9 protein-coding genes are annotated in these 12,514 nt (G+C 38.2%); 7 read left to right on the forward strand and 2 right to left on the reverse strand.

Going from position 1 to position 12,514, the window contains the following annotated elements; all coding sequences use genetic code 11:
- Positions 1 to 31 precede the first annotated feature (31 nt).
- From tamA to H1225_RS17300, 6 genes are all read left to right on the forward strand, one after another.
- The gene (gene tamA / locus H1225_RS17275) at positions 32 to 1,774 is read left to right on the forward strand and encodes an autotransporter assembly complex protein TamA (RefSeq protein WP_109399666.1); all 1,743 of its coding nucleotides are present in this window, start codon (positions 32 to 34) and stop codon (positions 1,772 to 1,774) included.
- A complete protein-coding gene (tamB, locus tag H1225_RS17280; protein WP_229096591.1) occupies positions 1,771 to 5,595 on the forward strand; it encodes an autotransporter assembly complex protein TamB in 3,825 nt (1,274 codons plus the stop codon). Before tamA ends, tamB begins: the two co-directional genes overlap by 4 nt.
- Before the next feature lie 5 nt (positions 5,596 to 5,600).
- On the forward strand, positions 5,601 to 5,948 hold the full coding sequence (locus H1225_RS17285) for a gamma-glutamylcyclotransferase family protein (protein WP_072064565.1): 348 nt from the start codon (positions 5,601 to 5,603) through the stop codon (positions 5,946 to 5,948).
- A gap of 361 nt (positions 5,949 to 6,309) precedes the next feature.
- On the forward strand, positions 6,310 to 6,573 hold the full coding sequence (locus H1225_RS17290; protein WP_109399665.1) for an XRE family transcriptional regulator: 264 nt from the start codon (positions 6,310 to 6,312) through the stop codon (positions 6,571 to 6,573).
- A gap of 48 nt (positions 6,574 to 6,621) precedes the next feature.
- Complete coding sequence (locus H1225_RS17295; protein ID WP_239739321.1) at positions 6,622 to 7,914, forward strand: dTDP-4-dehydrorhamnose 3,5-epimerase family protein; 1,293 nt, start codon at positions 6,622 to 6,624, stop codon at positions 7,912 to 7,914.
- A gap of 8 nt (positions 7,915 to 7,922) precedes the next feature.
- Positions 7,923 to 9,101, forward strand: coding sequence for an MFS transporter (locus H1225_RS17300; protein ID WP_239739322.1), 1,179 nt, complete (start codon positions 7,923 to 7,925; stop codon positions 9,099 to 9,101).
- 93 nt (positions 9,102 to 9,194) lie between these two features.
- Here the strand turns inward: H1225_RS17300 and ppa are convergent, their stop codons facing one another.
- Both ppa and fbp read right to left on the reverse strand, forming a co-directional pair.
- Positions 9,195 to 9,722, reverse strand: coding sequence for an inorganic diphosphatase (ppa, locus tag H1225_RS17305; protein WP_006535717.1), 528 nt, complete (start codon positions 9,720 to 9,722; stop codon positions 9,195 to 9,197).
- A 211-nt stretch (positions 9,723 to 9,933) separates the two neighbouring features.
- Complete coding sequence (gene fbp, locus H1225_RS17310; RefSeq protein ID WP_006535716.1) at positions 9,934 to 10,941, reverse strand: class 1 fructose-bisphosphatase; 1,008 nt, start codon at positions 10,939 to 10,941, stop codon at positions 9,934 to 9,936.
- 164 nt (positions 10,942 to 11,105) lie between these two features.
- Here fbp and mpl point away from each other — a divergent pair, with 164 nt between their 5' ends.
- Positions 11,106 to 12,485 (forward strand): UDP-N-acetylmuramate:L-alanyl-gamma-D-glutamyl-meso-diaminopimelate ligase, encoded by a 1,380-nt coding sequence (gene mpl, locus H1225_RS17315; RefSeq protein ID WP_072064561.1) that lies wholly within the window; start codon positions 11,106 to 11,108, stop codon positions 12,483 to 12,485.
- Positions 12,486 to 12,514 lie beyond the last annotated feature (29 nt).

The raw sequence follows: 12,514 nt of genomic DNA on the forward strand, positions 1-12,514 counted from the left end.
CACATGGATTAAATAATATTGAGGAGAAAACGTGCCGAGATACTCCGTTATCTACGTTCTCTGTTTGTCTTTTATCGCGCCTGTTGCCTATGGGGCAAATTTGCGTTTAAAAGTAGAAGGTTTAGAAGGGCAGCTCGAAAAAAATGCACGAGTCCAATTATCGAACATTACAACAGAAGAAGTTGCACCTGACGGGCGTTTTCGCGCGCGTGTTGAGAAGGCAATTAAAGAAGGACTTCGCCCTTTAGGCTATTATCAGCCAACAATAACATTCTCCTATCAAGAAAATACACCGCCTGCACGATCAGTATTAACCGCTAAAGTTGAACCGGGTATTCCTATTTTATTAAAAGGGGTCGATATTGTTCTCGAAGGTGGCGCTAAAACCGATGAGCAATATGCAAAAGTTATTAAAGAAAATACGCCTCCTCTTGATAGTGTGTTAAATCATGCAGCTTATGAAAAGCTCAAAGGTTCATTAACAGGACTTGCTATCCGTCGAGGTTATTTTGATGCTGAAATGGATAAAAGCCAGTTAGGCGTTTCTTTAGATAATCATGCCTCATATTGGGATTTTGTTTTCGATAGTGGGGAACGCTATCGTTTTGGAAAAGTGAATTATACAGGATCTCAAATTCGTGAAGACTACCTACAAAATATCGTTCCTTTTAAAGAGGGACAATATTATGCATCAGAAGATCTGGCTGAATTTAATCGCCGTTTAGCCGCAACGGGGTGGTTTAACTCTGCAGTTGTGACGCCCGATATTGCTAAAGCGCGTGCAGAAGGCTCTTATTTGTTACCGATGAGTGCAGTTGTAACACCTCGCTCTCGTAACTATGTTGAGCTTGGTGGTGGTTATGCTACAGATGTTGGCCCTCGCCTTAATATGCAGTGGGATAAGCCTTGGATGAACTCACGAGGCCATAGTTTAACCTCTAATATCAGTGTTTCTCAGCCTGAACAATCTATTGGTGCCAACTATAAAATTCCACTGAAGGTCAATCCATTAGAGCAGTACTATGGTGTTCAAGGTGGTTTTAAACGTACCGATTTAAATGATACTCGTTCTGATACCACAACACTAAATGTGTCTCGTAACTGGGATATGTCGACAGGCTGGCAATACAGTGTGAATACACGTTGGAGTCTCAGCCACTTTACCCAAGGTGAAGTCACAAATACCACCATGTTGCTTTATCCCGGTGTTACAGCCAGCCGTGTACGTCAACGCGGTGGAATGATGCCTTATTGGGGAGACAGCCAACGTTACTCATTAGACTACTCCAATAAAATATGGGGTTCTGATGTTGAGTTTGCTGCATTCCAAGCTCAACAGGTTTGGATCCGTACACCATGGGAAGGACATCGTTTTGTGGTAAGAGGTAATTTTGGTTGGATTGAAACCAATGCGTTTGAGCAAGTACCACCTGAGTTACGTTTCTTTGCTGGTGGTGATAGAAGTGTTCGAGGCTTTAAATACCAAAGTATTTCACCAGAAGATAGTAAAGGTAATTTAACAGGGGCATCAAGGATGCTCGTTGGATCGGTTGAATATCAATATAACGTCACGGGTAATTGGTGGAGTGCTGTCTTTATTGATAGTGGCGAAGCCGTTAATGATTTTACTCGTAGTGATTTTAAAACAGGTGCGGGTGCAGGTGTTCGTTGGGCATCCCCAGTGGGTCCAATTAAATTTGATTTAGCATTACCTGTGAGTGACGTGGATAAACGTAGACTCCAGTTTTATATCGGGTTAGGAGCAGAGTTATGATAAAAAAGTGGTTGAAATGGATTGCGTTAACACTCCTTATCATTATTTTGCTTACATTGGGTGCTGTAGCTTGGATCTTAGGAACACAATCGGGTTTACATTTTGCCATTAATAGTGCAACTCGCTGGGTTCCAGGTTTAGTTATCAAAGATGTTAATGGTGGCTGGAAAGATCTGCATTTAACGGGTGTTGAATATCAAATGCCTGGGGTTGATGTGAATGTAGGTGAGTTATCATTAGGATTACGTTTAGCGTGCCTGACGGATAAACAAGTTTGTATTGATACATTGGCGACACGCGATGTGGTTGTTAATGTTGATACTAGTGCTTTCCCACCCTCTGAAGAAACCCCACCATCAGAACCTTTAACTGAGCTCAATGCTCCGTTACCTATCTATTTAAACTCGCTCTCATTAGAAAATACGCATGTGAAGATTGACGATATGGCAATCTCGTTGGATGAGTTTAAAACCGGTGCGCAGTGGGAAGGTCGCCAAGTTACATTAAATCCAACCGTCATTAATGATTTGCTGGTGGCGTTACCCAAAACGCCAGAAGAAGGTAGTGTTGAAGCGGTTGCCCAAGATGTAAAAGAAGTCGCAACTGCAAAACCTAAAGCTGAACCTAAAACACCGGAAGAAAAAGAACAAGCATTAGCAGACACAATTAAAACGATTTTTGCTAAGCCATTATTAGCTGAATTACCGGAAATTATTATCCCTGTAGATATCAATATTGAAGGTATTGAAGGTAAGCAATTACAAGTAAGTGGGGATACCCCAGTTACCATCAATCAATTATCTTTTGAGGCAAATACCCAAGGCGAGCAAGTTAATCTCACTAAATTACGTGTTGATGCACCAGAAGGTGAGGTCAGTTTAAATGGGGGGATCACGCTTGATAAACAATGGCCTGTTAATTTAGATATCAACGCAACCATTCGTGATGTTGTGGGGCTTGAAGATTTTAAAGATCAAAAAGCCACACTTTCTTTGCAAGGTGCGTTACTCGAAGAACTTAAACTCGCCCTTTCTTTAACAGGAACGGTTACAGCAACCCTTGATGCTCAAGCCGAATTGGCTAAGCCTCATCTTCCTTTAAAACTGACGCTAGAGAGTCAAAAAGTACGTTGGCCATTAACTGGTGATGTACAGTATCAACTTAATGACACTCGATTACGCTTGAATGGTCAGACCGATAACTATGATCTTTCATTACGCTCTGATATTGAAGGTCAGGAGATCCCGCCAGCAAAATTAATGCTGGATGCGAAAGGGAATGAAGAGAAAATAGAGCTAACGCGTTTACGTTTAGCCGCTTTGCAAGGTCATGCCGATATTACTGGTGTCGCTGATTGGAGTAAGGCAATTAGCTGGAATGCATTGCTCACTATTTCGGGAGTTAATACCGCAAAACAGTATCCTGATATACCCGCTAAATTAGATGGGCGTATCGCTACAACGGGAAGCCTGTATGGTGGAAGTTGGCAATTACGTGTTCCTGAAATTACCTTAGATGGTAATTTCAAAAATAATTTAATTAAGGCAAGGGGGAATGCGTATGGTAACGATTCTGGGCAATGGAATATCCCTCAACTAAAACTCATTCTTGGTAAAAATAACCTCGATATTGAAGGGCATTTAGGTGATAAGTGGGCATTAGATGCCAATATTAATGCTCCTGGTTTAAATGGTTTTGTTCCTGGGTTTGCGGGCGTTATTAAAGGGAAAGTGAATATCCGCGGTGATATGAACAAACCTAAGATTATCGCTGATATCAATGCTCATGGTATTAAATGGCAAGATCAAGTCAGTGTTGAATCCATCACTATCAAAGGTGATGTTCAATCGGACAAAGAAATTGGTGGTAAGTTAGCTATTACTGCTCGTCAGTTAAAACAAGCCGATTTAGTTATTCGTAATTTAACGTTGAATGCTGCTGGTACAGAAAAACAGCATAAACTCACGTTGAAAATGGATGGCGAGCCTGTTTCTGGTGGGCTGACATTAGCTGGATCATTTGATAAAGAGAAACAACAGTGGAAAGGAACGCTAAATAATACAGCTTTTGATACGCCTGTGGGTGAATGGCGTTTAAATAAAGCCATGGCGCTGAATTTGTTGGCAGAAAAGCAAGAGATCACTATTGGCTCTCATTGCTGGGTGAACCCAAATGCGCAAGTTTGTGTTCCTAAAGCGATAACCGTGGGTGAAAGTGGAACTGCTGCAATTACGCTAACACGTTTTGACTTAGCAATGATAAAGCCATTCTTACCACCTGAAACTTCTGTTCAAGGCCTATTTACAGGGGACGCCACTGCAACATGGAACTCAAAAGGCGGATTACCGAAAGCATCTGTCAATCTAAAAGGGCAAGGTGTTGCGGTAAAACAAAATATTGAAGGAACAATTTTACCTATTGATTTTGATGCTATTACCTTAAATGCGGGTATGAATAATGGTAAAGCAACATTGCAATGGCTGATTAGTATTGCGGGTAATGGTGACTTTAAAGGTAATGTACATGTTGCCGATCTTGAGAAAAATCGCCAACTATCAGGTACGGTTGATATTGATAATCTGACATTAGATTTAATCAAACCGTTCTTAGGTAAAGGTGAAATTGCTCAAGGGAATATTGGCGCTCAATTACGTTTAGGAGGAAGTGCTCAATCGCCACTGTTATTTGGTCAATTTGGAATTAATCAATTAAAAGTGGTTGGACATTGGATCCCATTTGATATTACGAAAGGTAATGTTGATGTTCGATTCAATGGAGCAACATCGGATTTAGGTGGCAGAATTGAAACGCCAGAAGGTTATTTAAATCTTACTGGGAATGCAGATTGGCGTAAGTTAGATGAATGGCGCGCAGTGGTCGCTGCTAATGGTAATAAGCTACGAGTGTCATTGCCTCCAATGGTGCGTATTGATGTTAATCCTGATTTAGTGTTTGAGGCTAACCCTCATTTACTGAAACTAGATGGTCGTATTGATATCCCTTGGGCTCGTATTGTGGTTCAAGAATTACCGGAATCAGCGGTATCGGCATCTTCTGATGAAGTCATGCTAGATAAAAACCTGCAACCTATAGCACCAAAAGAGACATCGATTCCAATTCAAAGCAATTTAGCGATTAATATTGGTGATGATGTGACACTGGACGCATTTGGACTTAGAGCCCGATTGACGGGAACACTTAAAGTCAATCAGAATAAACAAGGGCTAGGTTTAAATGGGCAAGTTGATATTCCAAGAGGGGAATTCAAAGCCTATGGACAAGACTTACAAGTACGTAAGGGACAAATCTTGTTCTCTGGACCTGTTGATCAACCTTACTTAAATATCGAGGCTATTCGTAACCCAGATAATACCGCAGATAATGTCATTGCGGGGGTTCGAGTAACAGGGCTTGCTGACCAGCCTAAAGTGGAAATTTTCTCTGAGCCGGCTAAAACACAACAAGAAGCATTATCTTACTTGTTAAGAGGCGAAGGTCTAAGTAGTGGTGATGCTGATTCATCACAAATGACAGCAATGCTGATAGGATTAGGCGTTGGTCAGAGTGGTCAGCTTGTAGGGCGCATAGGTGAAACCTTTGGTGTTTCGGATTTAGCGCTTGATACACAAGGTGTGGGGGATAGCTCACAAGTTGTGGTCAGTGGTAAGATAACGAACGATCTACAAGTGAAGTATGGAGTGGGTATATTTGATTCGCTAGCGACGTTAACCTTACGTTATCGCTTGATGCCCAGGTTGTATTTACAAGCAGTGTCTGGTATGAATCAGGCAATAGATCTGCTTTATCAATTTGAGTTTTAAATTATATGCGAATTATTGTTTATGGTAGTTTACGGCGAAACCAAGGCAATCATCACTGGATGACCTATGCACAGCTTTTGGGTGAGCATAAATTAGTGGGATATAAACTCTATGATTTAGGGTTTTACCCTGCGGTTATTGAAGGTGAAGGAGAGATAGAGTGTGAAGTTTATCGGATAACGCCCTCTATCTTGACAGAGCTTGATGAATTGAAAAAGAATGATCAGGATTACAAGCGACAACTGATATCAACGCCTTATGGCAGTGCTTGGATCTACCTTTATCAAAAGCCTGTGGATGGTTTACGTGAAATAAAAAGTGGTGACTGGTTAAAGCGCCACGAAGAAGAGTAATAAGCAAATTTTAGCTATTACGATAGATGACTTAGTAATGATAAAAAAGCGCGATATTTATATCGCGCTTTTTTATTTTTAGTGAAACTATTATTTTCTATAAAATTAATCATAAACTTTAATTTTTATTATTACTTTACTATTTATAGTAGAGGTAGTCATATATTCTAATATGTATATTTATTTATATTGTTTTAAATTTAAGTCGGTAATTATTTATTTAAAATTTATCTATAATGATATGAAAATTATTAATAGTAGACCTGATTGACAACAAAATAAATTTAATGTTAAAACAGTCTTGTTTGAGAGGGAAAGAGATAATTATCCTATTATTAATATAGTGAAATAAGGTAATTTTATGGATAAATTAAATGATATTACTCAACTTTATAATAATCCACCAAAAGATTTAAAATACAATATAGTAAATCATCGTTTTACTGATTTGATATTACAAACAAAAACTGTAACAACAGATGCATTAGATAAACTAGCCTATCTTGCCGGTATTAAAAATGCACCTGCAGATGATAAGTATTTAAAATTAAATACAACTAATTTAGATGAATTGAAAAAAAGTGCAAAGCTACTTGGTTATGATATCGAAATTGTCAGTATTTAATAAAAAAGCAGCCATAAGGCTGCTTTTTTAACTGCATAGGAGATAGTCGTGAATAAGGATATTAATGAACTCAATAAAAATATTAATATTGTAGGATTATACTGGATTGCTCGCTGGCGAATAAATAATGGAAAACAGCATTCTTATGTTATTCCTTTCGCAACAACCTATCCTATTAATATTGTTTACCATGGTAAAAGTGAATTTAAATATGGGCAGTACGGCATTCATCTTGGTCAACAAGATACATTAACTTTTTTAGGTGATGAGAAACAAAAGATATTGGCTAAATTTATTGATTGTCGTAAAAACTCACCAACATTTAAATCAGAATTAAGTTTTGAGATAACACCATCATCAGCAAGAACACTAATTATTCCCCCAGGGGTCGCTCATACTTTTTCTTATCTAGAGAATGTTTTTACCTTAAATAGCTACTCTCTTTTTTTACCCACTATCGAGCAATTCGCAAGTGAAACACTAAATTGGTCACCTAATAATGATGTGATAAACCTTCCTGAAAATATCGATATTAATGAGATTGAAGGCTATGAACCAATGACAGAAGAAGCTTCTGCACTGGTCTATCATCGGATTGCCGAGATACAACAACAGTGGTTAAGTCAACATCGATTCCTACACTCTGAAACTCGCAAAATCCGCTTAGATAATGGTGATGAGATTAATTTACGGTTTCGAGAGAAAATGGTAGATACTCAAAAACAACAATTACCTACATCGACTATTTTAGGCGTGGAATTTCGCGAAATGGCGACCCTACATACTGGCAAAGAGAGTGGTATTGTCCCATTAACGCGACAATCCCCTATGTATCTGGTTGAGCATGGTCATGAGGATTATGATTTTGACTCTTATGGATTACATTTAGGGCAAGAAGATCATTTAACTTTTTTAGGAAAGGCTTCTAGTGAGATAACATTAAAACTTGTCGATATGCGAGAAGGCTCAGCCACTCTATTTTGTGAAGATGAAATAACGTTCAAGCCTTTACCTAATATGGAATTAGTGATCCCCTGTGGGGTAGCTCATGCACTGTTTAATATGGCTAATATCATTACAGTTAATCGGCCTGTTATCTATTTAGACAAAGAAAAAGAATATATTCCGGGACATGATGTTATCGACTGGGAGATCACTAATAAAAATTATCAATCTTATCGTGTTAATAAAATACCAGCAGATTTAAGCTATTATCAATTCCTTGTTTCTAAACAACAAGAATTAATGAAACATAAGCCCACTCATCATACCCCAAAATCGATTATTGTTTATGATGAAAATAACCAGCCTATTAAAGTATTAATTAAAGAAAAGGTGTAACTTCTATTATGCGTGTTGTCTTTTTTTATATGCTTTTTCTGGTGTTAAGTGCTGATGGTTTAATGGTTTTTTTAACACCTGTTATTGTTTATCAATTAACAACAAGTATTGAGTATACAGGATTGACATACGCCTTATGGTGGTTACCACGCATTTTTTTAATACCACTTATTGGTCAATATATTGATGCCTTAGGTGTTCGCCCTATTTCTATTATTTCCGATAGTAGTAAAATTATTGGTTGTTTATTTTTATTAACTTCAGGTTTTTCCTCTGATTTAGTTATTGCAATTAGTTTTGGATTAGTAGGAAGCTTAATTTCTATTGGTAATTCACAGACACTGATTTCATATGAAAAAATTATTGCATTAATGAGCCACCATAAAGAACATCATATTAATATAATGTCTAGAATGGATTTTTTTGGCATGATCATCGGTCCATTAATTGGTATGTTATTTATTGATTATGGTTACCATTATTTACTTATTATTCCTTGTCTATTCTATTCCATTAATGCAGTATTTTTTTTATTCTTTTATCTAGAGCCAAAAGAGAACCAATCCACCACTCAACTAAATAGCCTAACAAAGGCATTACGAGTGACTAAAAGAATGGTGATTATTTTCACGTCTCCTATTTTGATTTTTTCTATTTTTATTGCTATCGGCAATAATATGTTTGACGGATTAATTGAGTCGAGTGGTACTGCATTAATTGATCAATCGATGAGCTTACCCATTAAATACTATGGCTTTATTGATATATCTGCGGGGATCTGTGGTGTAATAGGAACCTACTTATATGGTTATTTAACCCACTATTTAAATCGAAAGTTATTAATGTCTCTATCGATTTTCATCATCACAATAAGTTCTTCTTTACTAATTATTTTTCAAAAAGATATCACTATTTTTGTTATCTTTTATGCCTTATCCATTATCGGTAAGGTTTTTTCAGGGAATATCTTACGGATGTTAAGAATAGAAATTATTCCTGTAACACAATTAGCCAGTATTTCCTCACTAATTATTTTATTTAATCAATTGATATTGCCTATTATTGGGGGGGTACTCTTTTTCTCCACAGGGAATGTTTCGACAGTCTATACATTGATGATAATCGCCATGGCGATCACCTTGATGAGTGGCATAATGCTTATTATGCGGTTAAATAATCAAAATTGATAATCATAAAATAAGCCCACATTTATTGATGTGGGCTTATTTTTGTTAAGCAATCAACAGATTGTTTATCAAGCTAATTCTCATTGCACAGAATTATTTTTTAGCGCGCTCGAAAGAAGACAGAATTTCAGCTTTAGCTGCTTCTACGCCTTCCCAACCGTCAACCTTAACCCATTTGCCAGTTTCTAAATCTTTATAGTGTTCAAAGAAATGTTTGATCTGTGCTTTTAACAGTTCAGGCAAATCGTTCACATCTTTAATGTGATCGTATTCTTTGCTCAGTTTTGTGTGTGGAACTGCAACCAGTTTCGCATCTTCACCTGATTCGTCAGTCATTTTCAGTACGCCAACAGGACGGCAACGAATAACTGAACCTGGTTGTAATGGATATGGAGTTGGAACCAGAACGTCTACTGGATCACCATCTAAAGATAACGTGTTGTTAATGTAACCGTAGTTGCATGGGTAGAACATTGCAGTTGACATAAAACGGTCAACAAACAGTGCGCCACTTTCTTTATCCACTTCGTATTTGATAGGATCAGCGTTTGCTGGAATTTCAATAACAACATAGATATCTTCTGGTAGTTCTTTACCAGCAGGAACATGATTCAGGCTCATAAAAAATTTCCTATAAAAAATAATTTTACGTGGCCTGTAGTATAGCGAAAAGTTTTTAACAATACCCGTTTTTTGCCAAACCTGTTGCGTTATGATGCAAAAATGAGCAGTAAATAAAAAGAGACTCTATTTCTAAAGATGAAAAAACCGGACGAAAGAGAAGCCCGGTTTATCTATATGGCGATATGGCGATGGCGACTAAGCCAATGAATTATTCTTCGTCAGGATATTGCGCCATAAAGCTTTCAGCTTGTTCAACCATCGATTTAGTCCCTACAAAGAAAGGCATACGTTGGTGAAGTTCTTTGGGTTCGATATCAAGAATACGTTCTTTACCGTTACTTGCTTTACCGCCAGCCTGTTCAGCTAAGAACGCCATTGGATTGCATTCATACAGCAAACGTAATTTACCAGTAGGGTGGCTTGCCGTACTTGGGTAAATATAAATCCCCCCTTTCAGTAAGTTGCGATGAAAATCAGCAACTAAAGAACCAATATAACGTGTGGTATAAGGGCGATTTGTTGCAGCATCTTGTTCTTGGCAATATTTAATGTATTTTTTTACACCTAATGGGAATTTGATGTAATTACCTTCGTTGATTGAGTACATATTTCCTGTTGGTGGAAATTGTACACTTTCATGAGATAAACAGAATACACCTAAAGAAGGATCATAAGTAAAGGCATGAACACCACAACCTGTTGTATAAACTAACATGGTTGATGAGCCATAAACGACATAGCCAGCAGCTACTTGACGATGACCTGGTTGTAAGAAGTCATCTAAGGTCACTGATTGGCCAATAGGTGTAATACGGTGGTAAATAGAGAAAATAGTACCGACGGAAACGTTTACATCAATATTCGAAGAACCATCTAATGGATCCATTAACACGACATACTTAGCATTTTCAGCACGATCACCTTCAAAGATAACAATATCATCTTCTTCTTCTGATCCGATACCCGCAACTTCACCACGTGCTTTTAATGCAGCCTTGAGCTTCTCATTCGCGTAAAGATCCAGTTTCATCTGGGCTTCACCTTGAACATTAGAAACACCGTTAGTACCAAGAATATCGACTAACCCTGCTTTGTTGATATCACGGTGAATAATTTTAGCCCCAAGCTTAATTGCTGAAAGTAATGCCGTAAGTTCACCAGTTGCATGGGGAAAATCTTGTTGTTTCTCGACGATAAATTCGCCTAATGTTTTCATGACGCAGGTCCTGAATGTGAGTGGGTAAAGTAAAAAAGGAGGAAAAACTCCTTGGTGGTGGCAAGTTTAGCCAAAGAATTGGATGATTCAAAGGTTAATCCGTTTCTTATCTGCTTTTTGATCGTTAGAATAGTGACCAACTTCATGCTATTGGACAGAAATTCATGCACATTCATATTCTTGGTATTTGTGGCACCTTTATGGGAAGTCTTGCCATTTTAGCTCGAGCGAAGGGACATAAAGTTACAGGCTCTGATGCTAATGTCTATCCACCCATGAGTACTTTATTAGAAAATCAGGGAATTGAATTGATTGAGGGGTATGACCCTAAACAATTAGAACCTGCTCCTGACATGGTGATTATTGGTAATGCGATGACACGAGGAAATCCTTGTGTTGAAGCTGTACTTGAAAAAGGTCTGCCTTATACTTCAGGCCCTCAATGGCTACATGATTATATTCTACCTGAACGTTGGGTATTAGCGGTTGCAGGAACTCATGGTAAAACTACAACAGCAGGTATGTTGGCTTGGGTTTTAGAAGATTGTGGTTATAAACCCGGTTTTTTAATTGGTGGCGTACCGGGTAATTTCCAAGTGTCAGCACAGTTAGGCGAAAGCCCCTTCTTTGTGATTGAAGCAGATGAGTATGACAGTGCTTTCTTTGATAAACGCTCTAAATTTGTTCATTATTCTCCACGCACGCTGATTTTAAATAACCTTGAGTTCGATCACGCCGATATTTTTGATGATTTAGCTGCAATTCAAAAACAATTCCATCATTTAGTTCGTATTGTCCCTGGCTCAGGGAAAATCATCATGCCTGACAATGATATGAATTTAAAACAGACTATTGGCATGGGATGTTGGAGTGAACAAGAGTTCACGGGAGAAACTGGGGATTGGCAAGCCAAAAAACTCAGTAATGACAGTAGTCATTTTGAAGTATTTCACAAAGATGAGCGAGTCGGAGAGGTGTGTTGGGGGCTTTCGGGTGAACACAACATGCAAAATGGCTTAATGGCGATTGTTGCAGCGCACCACGTTGGTGTTTTACCTGCTGATGCTTGTGAAGCATTGAATAAGTTTATTAATGCGCGTCGTCGCTTAGAGCTACGTGGTGAGGTTAACCAAGTCAGTGTTTATGATGATTTTGCACATCATCCCACAGCGATTTTGGCAACACTTGAAGCGTTACGTAGTAAAGTCGGTGGAACGGCTCGTATTATTGCGGTGTTAGAGCCTCGTTCAAATACCATGAAAATGGGCATTAGTAAGGATGATATCGCTCCAGCATTAGGTCGTGCTGACGAAGTCTTTTTATTCCAGCCACCGAATATTCAATGGTTAGTGAGTGATATTGCAGAGCATTGCGTACAGCCAGCTCGTTGGAGTACCGATCTTGATACATTAGTGGATATGATTGCGAAAGAAGCACAAGCGGGCGATCATATTTTGATTATGAGTAATGGCGGCTTTGGTGGTATTCATGAAAAACTACTTGCAAAATTAGCACAGCCTAAAGATCTTGATAATCCGTATTAGAAATAAGAAGCCACTGAAAATTCAGTGGC

The sequence above is a fragment of the Proteus penneri genome (genome assembly GCF_022369495.1).
Classification (GTDB): Bacteria; Pseudomonadota; Gammaproteobacteria; order Enterobacterales; family Enterobacteriaceae; genus Proteus; species Proteus penneri.

Coding starts and splice junctions, on each gene's coding strand:
- H1225_RS17300 (WP_239739322.1), top strand. CDS start 7,923: ATGCGTGTTGTCTTTTTTTATATGCTTTTTCTGGTGTTAAGTGCTGAT.
- ppa (WP_006535717.1), bottom strand. CDS start 9,722: ATGAGCCTGAATCATGTTCCTGCTGGTAAAGAACTACCAGAAGATATC.
- tamB (WP_229096591.1), top strand. CDS start 1,771: ATGATAAAAAAGTGGTTGAAATGGATTGCGTTAACACTCCTTATCATT.
- H1225_RS17285 (WP_072064565.1), top strand. CDS start 5,601: ATGCGAATTATTGTTTATGGTAGTTTACGGCGAAACCAAGGCAATCAT.
- mpl (WP_072064561.1), top strand. CDS start 11,106: ATGCACATTCATATTCTTGGTATTTGTGGCACCTTTATGGGAAGTCTT.
- fbp (WP_006535716.1), bottom strand. CDS start 10,941: ATGAAAACATTAGGCGAATTTATCGTCGAGAAACAACAAGATTTTCCC.
- H1225_RS17290 (WP_109399665.1), top strand. CDS start 6,310: ATGGATAAATTAAATGATATTACTCAACTTTATAATAATCCACCAAAA.